Genomic DNA, 22,435 nt, shown 5'->3' with positions numbered 1-22,435 from the left:
ACAAGACGGATCAATGGCTTCTGTTCGCACCATTCGCGGCATCTCCTGGGACCACCCGCGCGGCTTCGACTGCCTGGCGGCCAATGTTCTGGCCTTCCAGGCGGCCAATCCCGATATCGAAGTGATCTGGGAGCGTCGTAGCCTGAAGCAGTTCGGCGAGCAGCCGATCGACGCGCTGGCGGAACGCTACGACCTGATCATCGCCGACCACCCCTTCGTCGGCCATGGCGCGGCCTCGGGCTGCCTCGTCGACATCACGCCGATCATCGGCAAGGCGGCGGTCGAGGCGCTGCTCGCCGACAGCGTTGGCAAGAGCAGCGTCTCTTATCACTGGGGCGGCGGCGTCTACGGTCTGCCGACCGACGCAGCCTCGCAGGTCGCATCCTATCGCCCGGACCTCATGCAGGCCCTGGGGCGCGAGGTGCCGTGCAACTTCAACGAGACGCTGGCGCTGGCCAAGGCGGCCCGCGCCGCCGGCAAGTCCATCGCGACCCCGGCCTGCCCGACCGACGCCATGGCGATGCTCCTCTCCTTCACCGCGAATCTCGGCCAGAAACTGTCGACCGAGCCCGGCCGCTTCTGGGAGCGTCGTGCCCTCGACGAGGCCTTCGCCTATATCGAGGAGCTCGTCGCCGCGAGCCATCCCTTCTCGATCAGCTGGAATCCGATCCAGGCTTATGATGCGGCCGCTGCCAGCGACGACATCGTCTACATCTCTTATGCGTTCGGCTACTCGAACTATTCGCGCCGCGGCGTCGCCAAGCCGATCCTGTTCACCAATGTCGCGGGGCCGGGCAGCGATCCGGTTGCGGGTGCGCTGCTCGGAGGCGCCGGCTGCGTCGTGACGAAGAGCGCGAGGGATCATGAGGCGATCGGCCGCTATCTGCGCTTCGTGCACGACCCCGCGCACCAGTGCGGCGCCTATTTCGACGCCGGTGGCCAGCCCGGCAGCCGCTCCGCCTGGCTCGATGCCCGCGTCAATGCCGAATCCGGCGACTTCTTCCGCAACACGCTGGAGACGCTGGACAAGGCCTATCTGCGTCCGCGCTTCGACGGCTTCGTGCCGTTCTTCGAAGAGGCCGGCGAGATCGTCAACGCCCGCCTGCGTGGCGCGATCAGCCGCGAGGCGGCGATCGACAAGCTCACGGCCCATTACGAGCACAGCTTCGCGCCGGAGCCGGCCCAATCATGAGCGCGCTCGATCACCTCACGGTGCTCGATTTCAGCCATCTGCTGGCCGGCCCGCTGGCCACGCAGATGCTGGGCGATCTCGGCGCCGACATCGTCAAGATCGAGCGGGTCGGCGAGGGCGATCTCTACCGGAACCTGCCGCCATTCTTCAACGCGCGGATCAACGGCGAGAGCCCGCATTTCCTCGCCTGGAACCGCAACAAGCGCTCGCTGGCGCTCGACCTGAAGGCGCCCGAGGCGCGCCGGATCATCCTCGACATGGCGGCGAAGGTCGATGTCGTGGTCGAGAACTTCCGGCCAGGCGTGATGGAGCGCCTCGGCCTCGGCTATGCCGATCTTTCCGCCGTCAATCCGGCCCTGATCTATTGCTCGAGCTCGGGCTATGGCGCGGGCGGGCCGCTCTCCGACCGGCCTGGCCAGGACCTGCTGCTGCAGGGCATCAGCGGCTTCATGAGCATGACCGGCAGCAAGGACGACAGGCCGACGCCGCTCGGCATCTCGCTCGCCGACCAACTCTGCTCCTACCACATCGTCTATGCCGTCCTCGCGGCGCTGATCCACCGGATGAAGACCGGCCGCGGCCAGCGCATCGAGGTCGACATGCTGCGCGCCTGCCTCGCCCATCAGGGCCAGGAGCTGCTTCTGGCGCTGACGCTCGGCCGGGCTTTCGAGCGGCCCGCCTCGGGTATCGCCCATCCCGGCATGCCGGCGCCCTTTGGCGTCTACCGCACCGCCGATGGCTGGCTGACGATCGCGATGAACCCGGTCGAGCGATTGGCTGAGGTGCTTGAGCTGCCGGAGCTCGCCGCCTGCGACGCAAGGCGCCTCTGGGACGAGCGCGACGCCGTCCACGCCCTGATCGAGAACCGCACCGCGACCGCCTCGACCGCGCACTGGATCGAGACGCTATTGGGCGCCGGCCTCTGGGCCGGCGAGGTCAACAGCCTGCAGCAGGTCACGCAGCTCGAACAAGCCGAGCACCTTGGCGCATTCACCAGCTACGAGCACCCGACGGCCGGTACGGTCCGCACCGTCAACATCCCCGTCAGCCTGTCGGAGACGCCGGGCGAGGTCCGTCTGCCGGCACCGCGCATCGGTGAGCACAGCCGCGAGATCCTGGCCCATTTCGGCTTTGCTGAAGACAGCATCGAGGCCTGGATCGGCGCTGGTGTGGTCGGGGCCTTGCAGGATCCCGCCCTTTCGGAGAACGCAGCATGAGCAGCGAGCCCACGATCCGCATCGAGATCGTCGACGCGACCGCGATCATCCATTTCGCCCGGCCGGACCAGCTCAACGCGATGAGCACGGCGATGGTCGGCGAGATCCTGGCCGCCTTCGACCGGTTCGAGAGCGACGCCGCGATCACCGCCGTCATCCTCACCGGCGAGGGCAAGGGCTTCATGGCCGGCGCCGATCTGAAGGAATATGCGACGCTGGACGCCGACGGCTTCCGCGTCTTCCAACGCCGCGGCCGTGCCCTCTACGAACGGATCGAGCGCTTCGGCAAGCCGGTCATCGCTGCGGTGAACGGCTACGCGCTCGGCGGCGGCTTCGAGATGGTGCTCGCCTGCGACCTCGTCGTCGCCAGGCGCGGCGCCCGCATGGGGTTGCCGGAGGTGAGGCTCGGCCTGATCCCGGGCGGTGGCGGCACGCAGCGTCTCGCCCGCAAGATCGGGCCGAACCGCGCCTTCGAGCTGCTGGCGACGGGCGAGCATCGTCCCGCCGAGGATTATGCGGCCTGGGGGCTGGTCTCGGAACTGGTCGAAGAGGATGTCGTCGCCGGTGCTCTGGCGCTCGCTGCCCGCTTCCAGAAATATCCCGCCGAGGCCGTCGCCGCGCTCAAGCGGCTCAACCGCGTCGCCCAGGCGAGCGAACTGCAGGCCGGGCTCGATCTCGAGGCGCAGGCGCTGCAGGGCCTGTTCGAGAGCCCGGAGGGCCAGGAGCGCGTCAACGCCTTCGTCGCTCGCTCGGGCGCCCGCTGACTCCATCGACGAGACGAAAGACCGGATACCCATGACCAAAGCGCTCGAAGACGTCACCGTCCTGGACTTCAGCCATCTGCTGCAAGGGCCCTTCGCCACGCAGCTCCTCGGCGATCTCGGCGCCAACATTATCAAGGTTGAGCGGCCGGGCCAGGGCGATCTCTTCCGCACCTTGACCTTCAACAACCAATGGGTCGACGGCAGCGAGAGCCCCAACTTCCTCGCCTGGAACCGCAACAAGCGTTCGATAGCGATCGATCTCAAGGCGCCGGAGGCGAAGGCCGTACTCTACCGGCTGGCCGAGAGCGCTGATGTCGTGGTCCAGAATTTCCGTCCCGGCGTGCTCGCCAAGCTCGGCTTCGGCTATGAGGATTTCCGGCGCATCAACTCGCGCATCATCTATTGCTCCGGCTCGGGCTACGGCCAGGACGGCCCATATGTCGACCGGCCGGGCCAGGACATGCTGATCCAGGGTCTCACCGGCCTGGCCGCCGCGACCGGTCGCGGCGACGGCCCGCCGGTGCCGGTCGGCTCCGGCTTCGCCGACCAGATCGGAGCGATGAACATGGTCTATGGCATCCTCGGCGCATTGTACTGGCGCGAGCGCTCAGGCAAGGGCCAGGAGATCCAGATCGACCTGATGAGCGGGCTGCTCGCTCATCAAGGCCAGGAGATGCTGGCCGCGCTCAATTTCGGGCGCGACTTCGTCCGGCCGAAATCCGGCATCGGCCATCCCGGCATGGACGCGCCCTTCGGCATCTATCCGACCTCGGAGGGCTGGGTGACGATCGCGATGAGCCCGTTCCGCCGGCTTGTCGGCGTGCTCGGTGACGACAGCCTGCTCGCCTACGACGATCCCAAGCTGCTCTTCGACAAGCGCGATGAGATCTGGGAATGCATCGCTGCGCTGACGAGGAGCTGGACGACGCGCGACCTGCTTGAGGCGATGCTCGCCGTCGACATCTGGTGCGGCCCGATCCAGACGCATCTGCAGGCCAAGGACGATCCGCAGGTCCGGCATATGGGCACGCTCACGAGCTACGAGCATCCCCGCGCCGGGACCGTCCAGGTCGTCGGGCCCGTCGTCCGCTTCTCGGAGACGCCGGCGGCGATCACGCGGCCCGCGCCGCTGGTCGGCGAGCACTCCGTCGAAATCCTGCGCGAGGCCGGTTTCGAGGCCGAGGAGATTCATGAACTTCTATCCGGCAAGGTTCTCGCGCAGTCGGAATGATGCGCCAGGAGCTGACATTGGCACGCTACCTGAAAGCTGACATTCGACGACGGCCAATTCATCGTCGGTAGCGACTTATGCTAGCCGGGTGCCGCGGGAGCGACAGCTATCAACGTATCCCGCTCACCACCTGCGCGCGCCCTCCAAAGCCTGAGCGAAACAGGGCCTCATGCGCGTCCTGATCAGGATCGTAGCAGCAGTCTTCGACCAGGCGCAGATCGTAATCTGCATCACTGGCCCAGGCGACGCTCGAAAGAACGACGCCCGTCGTGCTGATCCCGGCCATGACGAGCGTGCTTACTCCGCGCGTCCGCAGATCGGCGTCGAGCGACGTGCCATGAAAGACGCTGGCTCGTGGACATGTGTAGAACAGGTCTCCTTTCTCCACCGCCAGTTCTGCGACAGGCAGTCCGGTTCGAAATCGCCCGCTCGGGAGATAAGGGGTGATCTGGCGGTTGCTCGCCGGTGGGGCATGTTCATAGCCTTCGCCCAACGAAAAATTCGGGAAGAGCACCGGCCGGCCGGTGGAGCGCCATCGCCGGATCAAGGCGTTGCAACGATCCAATAGCGGTGACGGCTGCTCGCCGAACAGGATGTCGAACACATCGACCTGATAGTGCATGATGACGAGGGCTGCCTTCTCGATGAAGCTGCCCTGGAAATCGATCGGCATCGCATCACCTCGCGCTAGATCTGAACCGCGCCCCGTAACTCGTACGCGCACCTCGACTTGAACTCAGGAATCATTCGCTGAAGCGAGGCTGCGACGCCATGCAGTCAGCTGCTCCATGGTCGCTATCGCCCCACCGCACACGATGACCAGGATGTTCTGGAAATCGGCGAGTTCCGCCACCTGCTCGTAGATCGTGGCGATGCTCGCCCCGCAGGCCGGTTCGACGAGAATGCGATGGTCGTCGAGGAAGCGCAGGCAAGCATCGACCGCCTGAAGATCCGACACCACGGCGCAGCCGATGCGATGCTTGGACAGCAGGGCGAACGCATGTTCCGCCACCTGGCGCGCGCCGAGCGAGGTGGCGATGCTGTCGATCGCTGGCAGGACGATGCGTTCGTTCCGGGCAACCGATTGGGCGAGGCAGGAGGCACCCGTCGTCCCCACGGCCAGAACAGGCGTCGTCAGCTTGTGGCGCTGCAAGCCTTCGACGACGCCGCTGAGCAATCCTCCGCCGCCGACGGAAAGGACGACGAGGTCGGGCTCCACACCCGCCTCGACCATCTCGTCGATGATCGTCGAATGCCCTGTCCAGACCACCGGATCGTCGAAGGGGTGGACGAACGCATCGCTGGCCGCCAGCATCGCAAGCGCGCGCTCGTTCGCCTCCTGCCAGGACGCGCCGTGGACCAGGATTTCGGCATTCATGTCGGAGATCAGGCGACGCGCCCTTGGCGGTGTCGTCTCGGGGACGACCACCGTCACCGGGATGCCAAGCTCACGCCCAGCATAGGCGGCCGCTATTCCGGCATTGCCGCCGGACGAGCTGACGAAACGTTCGACCCCGCTGCGTGCATGGTGCTGGCACGCAAGGCCGATGCCGCGCAGCTTGAACGATCCCGTCGGCTGGAGAGATTCAAGCTTCAGCCAGACCTTGCGCCCGCTCGCGCGGGAGAGAGCCGATGAGCGATAGGTAGGCGTTCTGACATGGAGGGACATCATGACCTTCCCATCATGAGCGATCGGAGCTCAGCCACGGTCCCGGTTGCGCGAACCATGCCCGCCGTCCTTGTTCAGGGGGGCGGTGGAATGCCGGACCTTGAGTTGCATCCCGACAGACAGGCGCTCCGGCGCCATCTCGGATTGCTTGTCGGACATTTTTTTCAGCAGAAGATTGGCTGCAAGCTGGGCCACTTTCGTGCCATTGCCACGCACGGCCGTGATCGAAGGCGTCATGACTTCCAGAATGCTGGCGTCACCGATCGAAACGATCGACATGTCGCGCGGCAGAGCCAGCCCGCGCTTCGCGCAGAAGCGCAGGATCCCGGGGATCTCGTCGATATTGGCGATGATGGCGGTGATCGGCCGTTCTCGTCGGCATAACGCCTCCAGTTCGCGCGCCTTGAACGCGCCGACCTCGAAGACGAGACCTGCCGCCGGCTCCAGCCCGCGGTCTGCAAACGCCGCATCGAAGCCCGCCTTTTGCTCCCGGCCGACCCAGGTGTCGAGGTGACCGGCGACGAGCGCGATCTCGCTGTGCCCCAGCTCCAGGAGATGCGCGGTTGCGCTGCGCGCGCCGTGCCGATGCTCGGTCAGAACGGTGTCGAAGCCACCGCCCGGACTGCGTTCCCACAGCACCATGGGGATGTTGATCGCGGCGAGCCGCTGCGCGACATCCGGATCGTTGTCGCGATTGACAGTCAAAAGCATGCCATCGACGACGCGGTTCTGCATCAACGACAGAAGCTCGGCCTCTCGCCCATTGTCGAAATGAGTGCTCGCAACGATCAGGGTGTAGCCGGCCCGGCCGAGCGCCGTCTCCGCCGCAGCGATCATTTCCGCCGCGATCGGCTGCCGGATGTCTGTGACGAGGCAGCCTACGGCGTAACTCTTGCCGAGCCGCATGGAGCGGGCGACCGAGTTGGGACGGTAGCCGAGTTCCTGCACGGCTCTGAAAACCTGGTCGCGCAACTGGGGAGCGACATTCTCGTTTCCGTTGAGGACGCGCGAAACGGTGCCGAGGCCGACGCCGGCCCGGCTGGCGACATCCTTGATCGTGACGGTCCTGGGCTCGCTGGTCGCTTGCCCCGCCCTTTCCTCACTCACCCGGACCGTCCCTCTCCTGCGCCTCATCGACATACACGTGCGGCAGGCAGCGTGCGAGCCGGGGAACCAGCTCGATGACAGGAATGCCGATCGCCCTGGCGAGATCGTGGATCGAGATCTCCTCGCTTCCCTGCCGGCCGAGGACGACGACCTCGTCGCCGAGCGCGACATCGCCGAGTGCGGTCACATCGATGACCGAATGCTGGAAGGTCCGGCGGCCCAGCACAGGACAGCGCCGGCCGCGGATCAGGACTTCGCCCAGTGGCGGGATATGGTTCAGCCCGTCCCAGAAACCGATGGGCGCAACCGCCGTGCGCATGCCGTGTGCGATGGCGATCGGCGCGCCATAGCCGATTCCCAGCACGGCGCCGGGGGGGTGCTCCTGTATCTGGATGATCCGGGACTTCACAGCCTTGAGCAAAGGCGAGAGGGCGCCGATCTCCATCCAGTTCTCGTCGAGCCCTCCGCCATAGATCAGTCGCCCGGGATCGACCGCGTTGAAGAGCATGTCGGGATAGGCCAGCACCACGCGGCTCGAGGCCAGTATGAGGGTGAGGTCGTCATGCCCGGCCGCGGCGGCATCGGCTGCCGCTCGCCGGAAGAGTGCGGCCTGATCCCGACTCGTTGCGGGGTCGTCCGGCGTGCTCAAATGCGAGTACAGGCCCCGAACCGTGACGTGACTAGCGGCGCGAAGGCGCTGCAGCACGCCGAGCCATTGCTCACGGCGCAAGCCATAGCGGCCGAGACCGCAATCGACCTCGACGAAGACCTCGATCGCCTCGCCTGCGGCGATCACCGCCTCCGCATCGGCGATGCTCTGCACCGTCACCGTGGCACCGAGCCGAGCTGCTGCTGGCAGGTCGGCGGGGGTGGTGGAGGCGAACAGTAGGACCGGGAGCGTCGTGCCGGTGCTGCGGATCGAAACGACCTCGTCCGGGCTGCCGGCGCAGAAGCCATCGACGCCCGCCCGTTCCGCGGCCTTCGCGACCGCCGTGGCTCCGAAGCCGAACCCATCGCCCTTGCAGACGAAATAGATCCGGACATCCGGGCCGACCCGTTTGCGCGCCGCGGCGACATTGCGGCTGAGTGCGCCGAAATCGAGCTCCGCCCAGCTCGGACGCAGCAGGCGAGCGCGATCATGCCGGAGACAGTCTGTCCGCGCGTGACCGGGGCCGTAGCCTGCCAGTGCTGCGTGCACGGTCATGCCGCTTCTCCTTCTCGTTCGATGTTCGACGTCAAGCTCCGATTGCCTTCCGTAAAAAGGCGAAGCTGGGCGGTGGCCAACCCGGAGGGATCGGGCGCCAGGCGAGCGCGGCGAGCTTTCGTCGCGGTGGGATCCGCGCGGCCATCGGCGTCGATCACGACCCCATAGACGTCGCGCGCAAACGCCTCGGTGAAGCGCCCGTCACGTACATCGGCCGCTACCCGAGCCGGATCGCGCTCCAGCGGATCGCCATTGCCGCCGCCACCGGGAGCGATATGCGTGAAGAGATCGCCCTCGTGAAGCGCAAGCGTCCGCATCGGCATCACCGGCAGGAGATCGGCCTTGCCGGCATGGTCGAGAATATTGAGGGACGGCGAGCCCGGGCACCCGCCGAACAGCCCCGGCGGCAGATGCGCGCGACGGTCCGAGCGGACGGTGAGCGCCGCAGTTTTCCCGAGGATGCGATAGGACCGTGTGATCGCCATGCCGCCGCGCCGCCGCCCCGCGCCACCCGAATTGGCGACCAGGCCATAGCTCTCGATCCGCAGCGGATAGCGCGCCTCGATCAACTCCACCGGCATGTTCGACAGGTTGGCACCGGGGTTGGCGATCCCGTCGACGCCGTCCTTGGTGGCGCGGCCGCCCCAGCTTCCGAGAATCCCGTCCGTAATCAGCCAGGCCTTGCCGTCATGGACGCCGCTCAATGAAATGGCCGAAGGACCTCCTTCGCCGGCAGCCGGCATCCGGTCGGGGACGATCTGAGCGAAGGCGTTGAACAGCACATCGAGCATTCGGTAGGCCATGACGCCGCGCGCCGCGCAGGCGGCAGGCGGACGCGGATTGACGATGGTGCCGAGCGGCGCCACGACCCGGACCGGGCGGGCATAGCCCTCGCAGTTCGGCACCGCCGCCTGGACGGCGCAGCGCAATGCGGCATAGGCGACCGAATACGTGATTGCGACAGGGCCGTTGATGGCGCCCGGCACCTCTCCGCTGGTTCCGGTCCAGTCGATCTCGATCTCGTCGCCAGCAACGGTGATCGCGACCTTGAAGCGGATCGGCCCGCCAACCTCGCCGAGGCCATCGATGAAATCCTCGGCCTCGTAGACGCCATCGGGCATCGCGCGGATCTCGTCGCGGACGAGCCGCTCGGCATAGTCGTGCAGTTCCGCCAGCATGCTGCGCATCGGCCGCGCGCCATATTTGGCAAGCACCTTGCCGAAACCGCGCTCCGCCGCGGCGCAGGCGGCGATCTGCGCCCGCAGATCGCCCAGGACCTGTTCTGGAATACGCGAATTCACCTCCAGGAAGGCGAGCAGATTCTCGTCCATCCGGTCTTCACACATCGCCCTGATCAGCGGGATGCGCAGGCCTTCCTGGAAGATTTCCGTCGCATGGAGCGCCATGCTGCCGGGAGCCATGCCGCCGAGGTCGGTGTGGTGTACGAGGCTGGCGACGAAGCCCTCGACCTCTCCGTCATGGAAAACCGGCTTGACCAGGTAGACATCCGGCAGATGCATGCCGCCGGCACCGTAGGGATCGTTGGTGATGTAGCCGTCGCCGGGCTGCATCGTCCCGCCGAAGCGCTTGAGGATGTTCGCCATCACGCTCGGGAAGGAGCCGAGATGCACGGGATTGGTGAGCCCCTGCGCGATGATGAGCCCGTCCCGGTCGCAGAGCGCTGTCGAATAGTCCATCGAGTCCCGGACGATCGGCGAATAGGCGCTACGCAGGATGACGAGCGCCATCTCGTCGGCGATGGAAGCCAGGGCGTTCTTGACGATCTCCAGCGTCACCGGATCGGAGCGCGTCCGATCGGGAACGGAATTCGTGGCAAGCATGATGTTACCTTTCGGATGCTGTGAGCACGAGGTTGCCCAGTTCGTCTAAGCCCGCGGTCCAGCCGGGCGGCACGACGCAGGTGGCGTCGTATTCCTCGACGATCAGCGGACTTTCCCGGTCGCCGGCAGCGAGGTCCCAGCGCGTGATGACCGGGGTTGGCAGGTGGCCCCATTCCGCGCCGAACCAGCAGATCCGCGCCGCTTGGGTACCGGATGATGCCGTCTGCGCTTGAGGGACTGACGGCCGGTAGGCCGTGGCGCTCTCGCTATGAGGGCGCCCTGTGATGCGGATGTTGACGATTTCGAGTGGATCGTTCGCCGAGGCATGGCCATAGGTCAGCTCGTGCTCGCGATGGAAGGCCTCGCTCGTGGCCTCGATGTCGATCGCCCCGTCCGGATGACGGGCGACTCCGATGGTCAGCTCATAGGCCTGCCCGGCGTAACGCAGGTCCGCGAGCCGATCGATCTCGATGTCGTCCTTCGCGAACCCGTCCGTCTCCAGGCCGGCAACCATGCTCGCCTCGAGCTTGCGGTAGGCAATATCGAGCTCGTCGGTGTCGACCCCATCCAGGGCGCAGAAATAGGTCTGCATCAGGTCGTGCTCGGTCGTCGAATAGAGCAGCCCGAGCGCGCTGAAGACGCCGGGATGCGACGGGACGACGACGCGCTTCATGTCGAGGAGACGGGCGATCTCCGCCGCCACGGCCGGGCCGTTGCCGCCGAATGCGAACAAGGTGAAGTCGCGCGGGTCGCGCCCGCGATAGGTCGAGACGGCCTTGACGGCGCGCATCATCGTCGATGCCGCGATGGCGTAGACGCCATGCGCCGCAGCCTGGAGGTCGAGGCCCGTCGGCGCGCAGACCTGCTCGCTGAGCGCCTGCCGGGAGCGCTCCGCATCCAGGCGCACGGCGCCGCCGGCGAGGTGTTCCGGATTGATGTAGCCCAGCATGACGAGTGCGTCGGTCAGCGTCGGCCGGGATCCGCCCGCGCCATAGCAGGCCGGCCCCGGAACGGCGCCGGCGCTGTCTGGGCCGACCTGGATCAGGCCGCCGGCATCGACCCGGATGATGCTGCCGCCGCCTGCCCCGATCTCCGAGACGTCGATGAACGGCAGCTTCACCGCATGCCCACCGCCCTTGACCAGCTTGCTCGAAATGTTGATCCCGGCCCCGACCTCGTACTCAGTGGTGCGGGCGGGCTGGCCTTGCTCGATGATCGCGGCCTTGGCGGTCGTGCCGCCCATGTCGATGGTGATGATGTCGCTGGAGCTGCCGGCCGCACCGATGCGGGCCGCCGCGATCACCCCGGCCGCGGGACCTGACTCGATGATGCAGGCCGGCTTCTCGCTCGCCGCCAGCGCGCTCATCACGCCGCCGCTCGACTGCATCACCTGCAGTGGAGCGTGGATGCCGGCCTCGTGCAGCCGGGTCGTCAACGCCCGCAGATAGGAACGCACGACCGGCCCGAGATAGGCATTGACCACCACCGTGCTGGTTCGCTCGTATTCGCGGATCTCCGGCAGGACATCGCTGGAGCAGCAGACGAAGACATCCGGGCCGAGGGTCTCGGTCAGGATCTCGCAGGTCCGCCGCTCGTGCTGCGGATTGGCATAGGCGTGCAGGAAGCTCACCGCGACAGCGCGCGTACCGTCGGCGGCGATGCGGCGCGCCATCTCGGCCACCGCCTTCTCGTCCAGCGGCAGGACGACTTCGCCATGCGCACCGATGCGCTCGGGGATTTCGTAGCGCCTGTGGCGCGGCACCAGCGGCGTCGGTTTCTCGTAGTTGAGGTTGTAGAGCTCGGGCATGCGCAGCCGGCCGAGCTCGAGGACGTCCCGGAACCCGCGTGTCGTCAGCAGCGCAGTCTTGGCGCCCTTGCCTTCCAGGATGGCGTTGGTCGCCACGGTCGTGGCGTGCACGACCTCCTCGATCTCGCTCACCTTGCCGCCGATGCGCTCGAGCAGCGCCAGGATGCCGTCGACGATGCCGCGGCTGTAGTCGTCCGGTGTCGACGGGTGCTTGAAGGAATGAATCGTCTCCCCGTTTTCGAGGAATGTGATGTCGGTGAACGTGCCGCCGATATCGGCGCCGACGCGAAACGAGCGCGTTGTCATGGGTTGGTCTCCGCGATGATGGGCCGAGATGGCGCGAGGTGGCAGGCGACGAGCCGGTCACCGAGGAGGACCTCGGGCGGTTCGCTTTCCGCGCAGATCGGGATCCGGTTGCTGCAACGGGGTTCGAAGGGGCAGCCGCCATGGCGGGCGGCTTCGGAAAGCGGCGGTTCGGCGGGGCGATTGCGCCCGGCGAGCCCGCGCGGAATGGCCGCGACTAGGCGCTGCGTATAGGGATGCGCCGGCTCCGCCAGGATCTGTGCGGCAGGCCCTGCTTCGACGATGCGCCCGGCATACATGACGAGCACGCGGTCGCAGAACGCTCCGACGAGCCCGAGATCGTGGCTGATGATCACCAGCGTCAGCTGCCGGTCGCGGTGCAGTTGCTGCAGCAGCGCGACGATCTCGCTCTGCACGGAAACGTCGAGCGCTGATGTCGGCTCGTCGGCGATCAGCACCTCCGGCTGGCGCGCCAGGGCACGGGCGATCCCGATGCGCTGCTTCTGTCCACCCGACAATTGATGCGGCAGCCGGTCGAGCAACTCCGGCCCGAGGCTGACCTGCGCCAGCAAGGCGCTGAGTGCGCCCGGCGCGGGTTGGTCCGGAAAGGCTTCGCTCAAGCTGCGCGCAACGGTCTTGCGCGGATTCAGCGCCGTGTGTGCGCCCTGAAAGACGAATTGGACGCGGTTTCGGAAGCGCTGCCAGTCCGTGGCCGCAAACGAGGACAGATCGCGCCCTTCGAACAGAACCTGGCCGCTGCTTGGGCGGTCGAGGCCGACGAGGAGCCGCGCGAGCGTCGACTTCCCGCTGCCGCTTTCGCCGACGATGCCGAGGACGTCGCCGGCCCGCACCTCCAGGCTCGCCCCGAGAAGGGCGGACGTCGTGCGGCGGTCGAACAGCCGCGCCAGCGGCGAATGCGCCAGTGGGTAGCGCCGGCCAACGCCCGCGGCAGCAAGAAGTGGCGATGGGAAGCCTTCTGCCCGCATCATCTCAGGCACTCCGCCAGCAGGCGCACAAATGCGAGCCCTCGCCCTGCAGGGCAGGCCGCACGTGGCAATCCGCATCCGCCCGGGGACAGCGGGAAAAATAATCGCAAGCCCTCTCGCCGGGGCTTTCTTGCAAGCGGCCGGGCACCGTCGCTCGCAGCGGGTGGCCGGGTCGCGGGACGGCGTCCAGCAGGAGCCGCGTATACGGATGCTGCGGCGAGCTGAAGATCGCTTCCGTGCTGCCGGATTCCACGATCCGGCCGCGATACATCACTGCGATCCGGTCGCAGAACTCCGCAACCAGATCGAGATTGTGCGAGATGAACAGCAACGCGATCCCGGAGCTGGCGCAGATATCCCGCAGCAGCGCGATCACCTGGGCCTGAACGGTGACGTCGAGCGCCGTCGTGGGCTCGTCCGCGATCAGCAGGCGCGGCCGGCAGGCGATGGCCATCGCGATCAGGACGCGCTGGCGCATGCCGCCGCTGAGTTCGTGGGGATATTGGCCGCTTCGCCGGCGCGGGTCGTCGATGCCGACCTTGGCAAGAAGCTGCTCGGCTTCCGACCAGGCCGCCTTGCGGCCGGGATCGTCATGGCTGCGGATGGCGTCCACGAGCTGCCGGCCGACGGTGAAGGCGGGATTGAGGGCTGTCATTGGATCCTGGAAGATCATTGCCACCTTGCGGCCGCGCAGCTCCCGGCAGGCGCTTTCGGGCAAGCTGGTGATGTCCTCGCCGTCGAGGCGCATCGAGCCGCCGACGATCCGCCCGGCGCGTCCGAGCTGGTGCATGACCGCAAGCGCCGTGACGCTCTTGCCCGAGCCCGATTCGCCGACGATCGCCAGCTTCTCGCCAGCCCTGACCTGCAGCGTCACGCCGTGGACGACCTTCCGGGCTGCGATCTCGGGACCGAAGGCGACCGACAGTTCGGTGAGGCACAGTGCGGGAGCGGTCATAGCGCCGGCCCTCCGTCGCGCCGCCGCGGATCGAGCACCGTCCGGAGCGCATCGCCGACCAGATTGAAGCCGATCACGGCCAGGAAGATGGCCAGGCCCGGCCAGGTCGCGACCCACCATTCGTCGGAGAAGGCGAGCGAGCGCGCATCGGCCAGCATGCCACCCCAACTCGGTGTCGGTGGCTGCACGCCGAGGCCGATGAAGCTCAGCGACGCCTCAATGATGATGCCGATGCCGATCAGCACGCTCGCCTGCACGAAGAGTGGCGAGAGGATGTTGGGCAGGATGTCGCTGGTCATGATCGACCACGCTCCCGCGCCCTGCAGGCGCCGCGCCGCGACATAGTCCGCCTTGGCCTCGGCCAAGGCCAGGCCATGGGCGACACGCGCCAGCCCGGGAATGAAGAGCAGCCCGACGAGCAGGATGATCTTGGCTTCGTTCGGAACCAGGAGCGGGCCCAGCTGCACCGGCCCGGTGCCGAAGATGCCGACGATGGCGATGGCCCAGACGAGCAGCGGGATCGCCGCGAAGATGTCCATCAGGCCCAGCAGCACGCTTTCGACCAGCGTCCCGCTGTAATAGCCGGACAAGATCCCGACCAGGAGGCCACCCGAGAGTCCGATCGCGACGGTCAGCACGCCGATCATCAGCGAGCCCCGCGCCCCCCAGACCAGCCTGGCGAAGATGTCGCGCCCCATCTCGTCCGTGCCGAGCAGGAACGACGCGCCCGGTGGCTCCAGCCGGTGCTCCATCATCAGATCGAGCGGATCATGCAGCGGCAGCCAGGGCGCCAGGAGAGCGGCCAGGAAAAGCAAGCCGACGATCACCAGGCCGACCAGGCCGATCCGGGTCCCGGCGAGGCGGCACATGAGACCGGCAAGCCCGGAGAGCGGATGCAAGCGCCTCGCATTGGCAGCCTCTGCTGCGGGGGCAGATCCCGTGGAGCGCATGACGTCAAGCATGTCGCAGCCTCGGGTTGATCAGCCTCTGGATGAGGTCGGCCACGAGGTTCGAGACGATGAACATCGCCGTGACGACCAGCACTGTGGCCTGGATCATCGGGTAGTCGCGCTGGGTGATCGCCGTCAGCAAGGCCCGCGAGAGGCCAGGAATGTTGAAGACCAGCTCGATGATGATCGCCCAGCCGAACATGTAGCCGAACGACATGCCGGCGACGCTGACGAAGGGCGGCAGCGCGTTCTTGACCACGTAGCGAGCGACCAGGAGCCGGCTCAAGCCAAGCGAATGGGCGGTGCGGACATAGTCCTGGCCGAGGACCTCGATCACGGCGGCGCGCATCAGGCGGCTCAGCGCCCCGATGTAGTAGAGCGCGATCGACAAGGCCGGCAGCACCAGGGAGGCGAGATGGGCGTGCCAGCCTTCGGCGAGCGGCGTGATCCCGATGGGTGGCACCCAGCCCAGCTTGACCGCGAAGACACGGATCAGGATCAGGGCAAGCCAGAACCCCGGAACCGACACGGCCATCAGGGACAGCATGCGGATCAGATGGTCCGGCCAGCGATCCTCGGTCAGTGCAGCGATAAGACCGAGCGGAATCGCGCCGGCCAGGGTCAGCAGAAAGGTGATCACCACCAGCTCGACCGTGACAGGCAAGCTCTCCAGGAGCTCTAGGTCGATCGAGCGGCCGGTGATGTAGGAGGCCCCGAACCCTGACCGGGGAAGCTGTGCAACCCAGGCCGCATATTGCGCGGGCAGGCTGCGATCGAGGCCGCGATCATGCTCGAACGCCTGGATCTGCTCGGTGGTGGCATCGGAGCCGAGCACGATCCGCGCCGGCGATAGCGGCGTCAGCCGCGTCAGCGCGAAAAGCAGCACGCTGACCACGGCGAGCACCACAAAGCTGCTGGCTATTCGACCTGCGAACCACATCGATCTCACCTCAGCGGGGGTCGGTCACGGCCACGTCGGTCAGGCGAAGCGTGATCCCTGTGTTGGGCTCGAAGCCCTGCACATTGGTCCGCCAGAGGTTGAAGCTGTGGACCGCGCCGATCCAGGTCGAAGGCGAGTCCTCCGCCAGGATCGCCTGCATGTCGGCGAGGATCGGCCCGAGCGATGGCTCGTCGTCGACGCGGAAGCTGTCGGCCAGGAGCGTGTTGAGCCGCTCGCTGCTGTAGCCGGAGCTGCGCGTCATGACCTGGTTCGGCGTATAGATGCCCTGGATAATGAAGGTCGGGTCGGAAGGGCCGATCACGGCCATGAGCACCGAAGTCTGGTTTCCGGCGAAGACCTGCTCGATCAGTTGGCCGGTCTCGAGCGGCTGGAGCTTCACCTTGATTCCGAGCCGCGCAAGCGATGCCTGGATGAACAGGGCCGCATCGCCGACATCCAGCAGATAGCCTTGCGACGAATAGAGCAGCTCGAACTCGGCACCGGACGCGTAGCGGGACTTGGCGAGATAAGCCTTCGCCTTGTCGAGATTGAAAGCCAGCGCCTCGGCCGCCTTGGCATTGTACCACCAGGCCGAGGCTGGCGCCGGTACTGCCGAAGGCTCGACCAGACCGTTGAAGATTTTCTCGGCAATGGTCTTGCGATCGGTCGCCAGCGACACAGCCTTGCGAAAATTGGGGTCGTCGAACGGCGGCTTGCGGGTGTTGTGGATCATCAGCATCATGCTGCCGAGTGCCGGGCGGCTGCCTCCGGCGAGGCCCTGCGCCTTGGCCTGTTTCAGGCGAACATAGTCGCGGACGGGCGGCGCTCCGATGATGTGCACTGACTTCGACAGCAGCGCAGCGATCCGGGCCGCCTCCTCGGAGACGATCCGCACGCGCAGCCGGTCCCAGGCAAGGCTGTCCTTGCGCCAGTAGTTCGGGTTGCGGCGGAATTCGACGACATCGTTGGAACGCGCCGAGACGAAGATGCCGGGCCCCGTTCCAAGCCCTTCCGGCCTCTGCTGGAAGACCTCGTTGCCGTATTTCTCGCGGCTTCCGGCCGGGAAAATCCCCATGTACTTGGTCATGTAATCGAGGAAGGGCCGGAAAGGCGCCTTCAGCTTGAAGCGCACCTTGTGGCGTTCCAGGACATCGACGGATTCGATATTCGTCCAGACCGAGCGCCGCAGCGCCTTGTGGGCCGGATCGAGCATATAGTCGTAACTGTACTTCACATCCTCCGCGGTGAACGGCTGGCCGTTCTGGAATGTGACGTCGTCGCGTAGCTCGAAGACATATTCGGTTCGGTCGGCGGAGATCGCCGGCAGCGCCTTCGCGAGCATGGGGCGACGACGGCCGTCGCCGTCGATCTCGATCAGGTTCTCGAAAATCAGCTGATTGACCACCATGGCGTCGTGATTGCCCTGGTTGATCGGGTCGAAGGTCGAGGGGTTCGACGGGATCGCGACGACCAGGGAGCGCTCGTCGGCCGCCCGGACGGCAAGGGGGAGGCCAAGCCCTCCGATGGCGGCGACTCCGCCCTGGAGGAACGCGCGACGAGCAAGTGAGGTAAGACCCATGGCAATCCCCTCCTGGAAACGTTTCCATATTTTCTGGAAACGTTTCACCAACCGAATTTGTTGTCAAGTCTCGAGGTCTCGATTTCAACCGGAGCCCGTCGCGATGCGCACAAATTCTCCACCTCGCGCATCGCGCCAGATCGCATGCAGGGGGACTGGGAGGCCCGAAGCCAAATGCGATGAGACTAGGGGGAGGTCACCTCGGCCTTCCGCCCGTGAGGCTGCGAATTTTGGGAGAAGCTCACGAATGCCGGGCAGGGGTGGGTTTCAAGCTCAAGGCGCCAAGGCGTTAGAAGCTGCGCCGCGCCAGGAGCGGACATAGCAAGGGTGCCCGAAAGCGGGCATATCGGGACAGCGCAGGGGTCGTCTTTATAGGCGTATCCTAACAAACAGCTCTTCAGCGTAACATTTGTCATTAACCTGTCGTCGGCGGTTTGGAGAAGCGCGGGTCCGTTAGCCGTTCTAGGCCAGATGCTTCGTTTTCTCGTTCTTCGTTTGCTGCGCGCCCTTCTCACCGTCGCGATCTGCGTGTCGGCGGTGTTCCTGGCACTGCGGCTCGCTGGCGATCCCGCCGACATCATGCTCTCAATCGAGACTCCGCCTGATGTCCGCGCCCATTACCGCGAGCTCTGGGGGCTCGATCGTCCACTCCCCGAGCAGTATCTGCGCTATCTCGCCAGCGTGATCAGAGGCGATTTCGGCCTCTCCTTCGCCGATGACCGGCCGGCCTTCGCCGCGGTCGTCGACGCCCTGCCGAAGACATTCCTGCTCGGGGCCTGCGCGCTCCTGCTCGCTCTGCTGATCGGCATGCCGCTCGGCGCCCTGGCGGCGCTGCGCCACAACAGCGCGGTCGACCGCTTCGCCATGGCGGTCGCCGTGCTCGGCTACGCGATCCCGATCTTCTTCCTCGGTATCCTGCTGATCCTGCTCTTCGCGCTGAAGCTGCGCGTGCTGCCCTCGGCGGGGTCCGAGACCCTCTGGCACCTGATCCTGCCGGTGGTGACGCTCGCTTTGCCGCTGGCCGGCCGCCTCGCCCGCTTCGCGCGCACCGCGACGCTCGAAGTCCTCGGCAAGCCGTTCATCCGCGCTGCCCGGGCCCGCGGGGTGATGCCGCTCTCGGTCATCCTGCGCCACGCCCTGCCCAATGCCGCCGTGCCGCTCCTGATGTTCATCGGCATCGAGATCGGCCACATCCTCGCCGGCAGCGCGGTGGTCGAGACGATCTTCGCCTGGCCGGGCATCGGCCGCCTGCTGGTCGATTCCGTCTCGACGCGTGATCTCGCCGTGGTCCAGGCGGTGATCCTGACCGTGACCGTCGTCATGGTCGCCGCCAACCTGCTGGTCGATGTCCTGCACATCCTGATCGATCCGCGCCTCGGCGGCTTCTCGCGCAGCCTGGGCAAGCCGGCATGAGCGCGAGCCTCGATCTCGGCGCCGCTCCAGCCACCCGTCCGCGCGGGCGCCGCATGTCGCCGGTGGTGAAGCTCTCGGCCGGCTTCCTGATCCTGGTGGTACTCGTCGCCATCCTGGCCGACTGGCTGGCGCCGATCCACTACACCACCCAGAACCTGCTGGCGCGGCTGAAGCCGCCTTTAACGCAGAGCGGCGGCACAACCTACTGGCTCGGCACCGACCAGCTCGGCCGCGATATCCTCAGCCGCATGATCTACGCGGTCCGGACCTCGATCCTGATCGCGGTGATGGGCACGCTGATCGGGGCGATGTTCGGCACGCTGCTCGGCTTCATCGCGGCGCGGATGCGCGGCGTCGTCGACCAGACGATCATGATGCTGGTCGATGCGCAGGCGGCGATCCCGGCGCTGTTCCTGGCGCTGACCATGCTCGCCTTCTTCGGCAACAACATCGTGCTGTTCATCATCCTGGTCAGCATTGACGGCTGGGATCGCTATACGCGGCTCGCCCGCGGCCTCGTCGCCTCCGAGCAGGAGAGCGACTACATCAATGCGGTCGAGGCGCTGGGTGCCAGCACCCCGCGCGTGATCCTGCGTCATCTCCTGCCGAACATCGTCGCAGCGCTCGTGGTACAGGCGACGCTCAACTTTCCCGGCACGATCCTGCTCGAGACCTCGCTCTCCTTCCTCGGCCTCGGCGTGCAGCCGCCCGGCACCTCGCTCGGCCTGATGCTCGGCGAAGGCAGGCGCTATCTCCTCAACGCCTGGTGGATCGCCGTCTTTCCCGGGCTCGTCATCTTCCTGACGACGCTGTCGATGAGCCTGTTCGGCGACTGGCTGCGCGACCGCTTCGACCCGACCAGCGAGCGGCACTGAGGTCATGAGTTTCTCGATACGCAGCATCGCCGGCCCCCTACCGCTCGCAATCGCCCATCGCGGCGGGGCTCTGCTCGGCCCGGAAAACACTGCCGAGGCCTTCGAGCGGGCCAGGATGGTCGGCGCTGAGATGATCGAGACCGACGTGCGGCTCAGCTCCGACGGCGCGCTGGTCTGCCTGCACGATGCGGACCTCCGGCGCACCGCCGGCGATCCGCGCCTCGTCGCCGAGATCAAGCTCGCGGAATTGCGTGCGATCCTGCTCGGCCTGCTGACGCTGGACGAGGCGATCGCGGCCTCCACGCCGCTCGGCCTGCTGCTCGACGTCAAGCTCGCCGACCCGGCCATGCTGCGGCGCATCCTCGACAGCGTCTCGGCAGCCGACGCCACCGGGCGGGTGCTGCTCGGCCTGCGCTCGCTCGATCTCATCGCCGCCGCACGCACCTTGTCCGAGGAGATCGCCATCCTCGCACTGGTTGCCGACCCGGATACCTACCGGCAAACTAAAGCCCTCGGCGCGAACTGGTTCCGCTTCTGGCAAGGCGAAGCGACATTCGAGCGCATCGCGGCTGCGCGCGCCGCCGATCTGCGGACGGTCATCATGGTCGGGCAGCCGCGCTCGGTGGCGATAGCCGGCTATCCGCCCTTTCCGGTTGGGCTGATCGATGCGGACGGGATTGACCGCCTCCTCGGGCTCGCTCCCGATGCGGTGATGCTCGACGATCCCCGTTTGCTGCTCTCGGCTCGCCCCGTCACGGCCCTGTCGTCAAGCTGAGGCATGGCAGCCGCAGCGTGCGGCAGGCCGGATCGGCGTCGCCGCCGATAGCGATGCGAGACACGCCATGATCACCATTTCCCGCCGCCGCTTCATCGAGGGCGCTTCGGCCGCCTCCGCGCTGCTCGCCGCCCCGCAGGCCTTCGCCGGCGAGACGCGCCCCAACTTCACCGTCGCCGTCGCCGACCTGCCGGCTACGCTGGAGCCGGCGCGCGAGCTCTCCAATGTCGGCACGCGGGTCACCTATTCGATCTTCGACACGCTGATCCGCCGCGATTTCCTCGGAGCTGCCGATGGCGGCGGCTCCGAGCTGAAGCCGCATCTGGCGGTGAAGTGGGAGCGCGTCTCGCCGCAGGAGCTGGTCGTGACGCTGCGCCAGGGCGTCAAGTTCCACAATGGCGACGAGCTGACGTCGGAGGACGTCGCCTACACCTTCCGGGACGGCCGCCTCTGGGGCGACAAGGCCCAGATCCCCGGCGGCAAGCCCTATTTCGGCATCCTCGCCAGCGTCGAGCCTATCGATCGCTACACCGTGCGCTTCCGCACCAAGGTCGCCGACGTGCTGCTGGAGCAGCGCCTGGCCTCCTGGTGCGCCTGGATCGTCAACAAGCGCGCCTATGAGGCGATGGGCTTCGAGGCCTATTCGCGCAAGCCGGTGGCGACCGGCCCCTACCGCGTCGTCTCGCATTCGGCGGCCGAGGCGACGGTGCTGGAAGCCTTCGACGACTATTTCATGGGCAAGCCGACGGCGAGGCGCGTCACCTTCCGCCGCGTGCCGGAGCTGGCGGCGCGCGTCGCCGGTCTCGTCGCCGGCGACTACGACCTGATCACCAACATCCCGCCCGACCAGATGAGCGTGGTCGGCGCCTACAAGGACATCGACGTCCGTTCGGTCGTGCTCGCGAACGTGCACGTCCTCGCCTACAACGAGCAGGACAAGGTCCTGGCCGACAAGCGGGTGCGCCAGGCCCTGAACTACGCCATCGACCGGCAGAAGCTGGTCGATGCGCTCTGGCAGGGCACGGCGCAGGTGCCAGCGAGCCATAATTTCCCCGAATACGGCCAGATGTTCGTCGAAGGCCGCAAGCTCCCTTACGACCCGGCCAAGGCCAAGGCACTCCTGCAGCAGGCTGGCTACAAGGGCGAGCCGATCGTCTACCGCACCATGGCCAATTACTACACCAATGCGCTCGAGGCGGCGCAGATCCTGGTCGAGCAGTGGAAGGCCGTCGGCATCAACGCCTCGCTGCAGGTGGTCGAGAACTCCACCCAGATGCGCGGTGCCGGCGCGCAGATCTTCAACTGGTCGAACTCGACACGCCTGCCCGATCCGCTCGGCGCGATCTGGGTCGCCTGGGGCCCGGCGGGCGAGCACCAGGTCTCGAAGTTCTGGACCTCGGCCGAAGGCTTCAACAAGGCCGGCACGGCGCTGGAGGCAGAGGTCGACCCGGGCAAGCGCAAGGCGCTGTTCACTGAGATGCTCGACATCTGGGAGGACGAGGCGCCAGCGACGATCCTCTACCAGCCGAGCGAGGCCTATGCGATCAAGAAGGCGATCGCCTGGCGGCCGACGACCTTCTACTTCATGGATCTGCGCCCGGACAATCTGTCCTTCGCCCGCAGCTGA

General features: G+C 66.7%; 19 protein-coding genes. 8 read left to right on the top strand and 11 right to left on the bottom strand.

Features of this window, described 5'->3' with window-relative positions:
- The first annotated feature begins 13 nt into the window (after positions 1 to 13).
- Genes AC07O0_RS19025 through AC07O0_RS19010 form a run of 4 tightly spaced genes read left to right on the top strand, consistent with a single transcriptional unit; the run spans position 14 to position 4,404 of the window.
- Positions 14 to 1,192, top strand: a complete 1,179-nt coding sequence (locus AC07O0_RS19025) for an extracellular solute-binding protein (RefSeq protein ID WP_494625244.1) — start codon at positions 14 to 16, stop codon at positions 1,190 to 1,192.
- Positions 1,189 to 2,409: a CaiB/BaiF CoA transferase family protein gene (locus AC07O0_RS19020; protein WP_494625243.1), complete on the top strand. Its 1,221-nt coding sequence runs from the start codon at positions 1,189 to 1,191 to the stop codon at positions 2,407 to 2,409. Before AC07O0_RS19025 ends, AC07O0_RS19020 begins: the two co-directional genes overlap by 4 nt.
- On the top strand, positions 2,406 to 3,173 hold the full coding sequence (locus AC07O0_RS19015; RefSeq protein WP_494625242.1) for an enoyl-CoA hydratase/isomerase family protein: 768 nt from the start codon (positions 2,406 to 2,408) through the stop codon (positions 3,171 to 3,173). The genes AC07O0_RS19020 and AC07O0_RS19015 overlap by 4 nt, the downstream gene beginning before the upstream one ends.
- A gap of 31 nt (positions 3,174 to 3,204) precedes the next feature.
- On the top strand, positions 3,205 to 4,404 hold the full coding sequence (locus AC07O0_RS19010) for a CaiB/BaiF CoA transferase family protein (RefSeq protein ID WP_494625241.1): 1,200 nt from the start codon (positions 3,205 to 3,207) through the stop codon (positions 4,402 to 4,404).
- A 109-nt stretch (positions 4,405 to 4,513) separates the two neighbouring features.
- Here AC07O0_RS19010 and AC07O0_RS19005 read toward each other — a convergent pair whose 3' ends face one another.
- The 11 genes from AC07O0_RS19005 to AC07O0_RS18955 form a co-directional block, all read right to left on the bottom strand.
- Positions 4,514 to 5,077 (bottom strand): cysteine hydrolase family protein, encoded by a 564-nt coding sequence (locus tag AC07O0_RS19005; RefSeq protein ID WP_494625240.1) that lies wholly within the window; start codon positions 5,075 to 5,077, stop codon positions 4,514 to 4,516.
- A gap of 63 nt (positions 5,078 to 5,140) precedes the next feature.
- Positions 5,141 to 6,073 (bottom strand): pyridoxal-phosphate dependent enzyme, encoded by a 933-nt coding sequence (locus tag AC07O0_RS19000; RefSeq protein WP_494625239.1) that lies wholly within the window; start codon positions 6,071 to 6,073, stop codon positions 5,141 to 5,143.
- A 30-nt stretch (positions 6,074 to 6,103) separates the two neighbouring features.
- Complete coding sequence (locus tag AC07O0_RS18995; protein WP_494625238.1) at positions 6,104 to 7,180, bottom strand: LacI family DNA-binding transcriptional regulator; 1,077 nt, start codon at positions 7,178 to 7,180, stop codon at positions 6,104 to 6,106.
- Positions 7,173 to 8,384, bottom strand: coding sequence for an alanine racemase (gene alr / locus AC07O0_RS18990; protein WP_494625237.1), 1,212 nt, complete (start codon positions 8,382 to 8,384; stop codon positions 7,173 to 7,175). Before alr ends, AC07O0_RS18995 begins: the two co-directional genes overlap by 8 nt.
- Positions 8,381 to 10,225, bottom strand: a complete 1,845-nt coding sequence (locus tag AC07O0_RS18985) for a hydantoinase B/oxoprolinase family protein (protein WP_494625236.1) — start codon at positions 10,223 to 10,225, stop codon at positions 8,381 to 8,383. The genes alr and AC07O0_RS18985 overlap by 4 nt, the downstream gene beginning before the upstream one ends.
- Before the next feature lie 4 nt (positions 10,226 to 10,229).
- The gene (locus tag AC07O0_RS18980; RefSeq protein ID WP_494625235.1) at positions 10,230 to 12,338 is read right to left on the bottom strand and encodes a hydantoinase/oxoprolinase family protein; all 2,109 of its coding nucleotides are present in this window, start codon (positions 12,336 to 12,338) and stop codon (positions 10,230 to 10,232) included.
- Positions 12,335 to 13,321: an ABC transporter ATP-binding protein gene (locus tag AC07O0_RS18975; RefSeq protein WP_494625456.1), complete on the bottom strand. Its 987-nt coding sequence runs from the start codon at positions 13,319 to 13,321 to the stop codon at positions 12,335 to 12,337. Before AC07O0_RS18975 ends, AC07O0_RS18980 begins: the two co-directional genes overlap by 4 nt.
- Positions 13,322 to 13,325: 4 nt before the next feature.
- Complete coding sequence (locus AC07O0_RS18970) at positions 13,326 to 14,276, bottom strand: ABC transporter ATP-binding protein (protein ID WP_494625234.1); 951 nt, start codon at positions 14,274 to 14,276, stop codon at positions 13,326 to 13,328.
- Positions 14,273 to 15,175 (bottom strand): ABC transporter permease, encoded by a 903-nt coding sequence (locus AC07O0_RS18965; protein ID WP_494625233.1) that lies wholly within the window; start codon positions 15,173 to 15,175, stop codon positions 14,273 to 14,275. The genes AC07O0_RS18970 and AC07O0_RS18965 overlap by 4 nt, the downstream gene beginning before the upstream one ends.
- 55 nt (positions 15,176 to 15,230) lie before the next feature.
- Complete coding sequence (locus AC07O0_RS18960) at positions 15,231 to 16,166, bottom strand: ABC transporter permease (protein ID WP_494625232.1); 936 nt, start codon at positions 16,164 to 16,166, stop codon at positions 15,231 to 15,233.
- Positions 16,167 to 16,176: 10 nt separating this feature from the next.
- Positions 16,177 to 17,745: an ABC transporter substrate-binding protein gene (locus tag AC07O0_RS18955; RefSeq protein ID WP_494625231.1), complete on the bottom strand. Its 1,569-nt coding sequence runs from the start codon at positions 17,743 to 17,745 to the stop codon at positions 16,177 to 16,179.
- Positions 17,746 to 18,216: 471 nt separating this feature from the next.
- Here AC07O0_RS18955 and AC07O0_RS18950 point away from each other — a divergent pair, with 471 nt between their 5' ends.
- The 4 genes from AC07O0_RS18950 to AC07O0_RS18935 all read left to right on the top strand — a co-directional run bounded on the left by AC07O0_RS18950 (position 18,217) and on the right by AC07O0_RS18935 (position 22,435).
- Positions 18,217 to 19,158: an ABC transporter permease gene (locus tag AC07O0_RS18950; RefSeq protein WP_494625230.1), complete on the top strand. Its 942-nt coding sequence runs from the start codon at positions 18,217 to 18,219 to the stop codon at positions 19,156 to 19,158.
- Positions 19,155 to 20,033 carry an ABC transporter permease gene (locus AC07O0_RS18945; protein ID WP_494625229.1) on the top strand — a complete coding sequence of 293 codons (879 nt, stop codon included), beginning with the start codon at positions 19,155 to 19,157 and terminating at the stop codon, positions 20,031 to 20,033. Before AC07O0_RS18950 ends, AC07O0_RS18945 begins: the two co-directional genes overlap by 4 nt.
- Before the next feature lie 4 nt (positions 20,034 to 20,037).
- The gene (locus AC07O0_RS18940; RefSeq protein ID WP_494625228.1) at positions 20,038 to 20,808 is read left to right on the top strand and encodes a glycerophosphodiester phosphodiesterase; all 771 of its coding nucleotides are present in this window, start codon (positions 20,038 to 20,040) and stop codon (positions 20,806 to 20,808) included.
- A 67-nt stretch (positions 20,809 to 20,875) separates the two neighbouring features.
- Complete coding sequence (locus AC07O0_RS18935) at positions 20,876 to 22,435, top strand: ABC transporter substrate-binding protein (protein WP_494625227.1); 1,560 nt, start codon at positions 20,876 to 20,878, stop codon at positions 22,433 to 22,435.

This window comes from Allobosea sp. GW821-FHT10B12 (genome assembly GCF_059415545.1).
The sequence above is the reverse complement of the archived record's forward strand: the minus strand, read 5'-3'. Positions and strand labels throughout refer to the sequence as shown.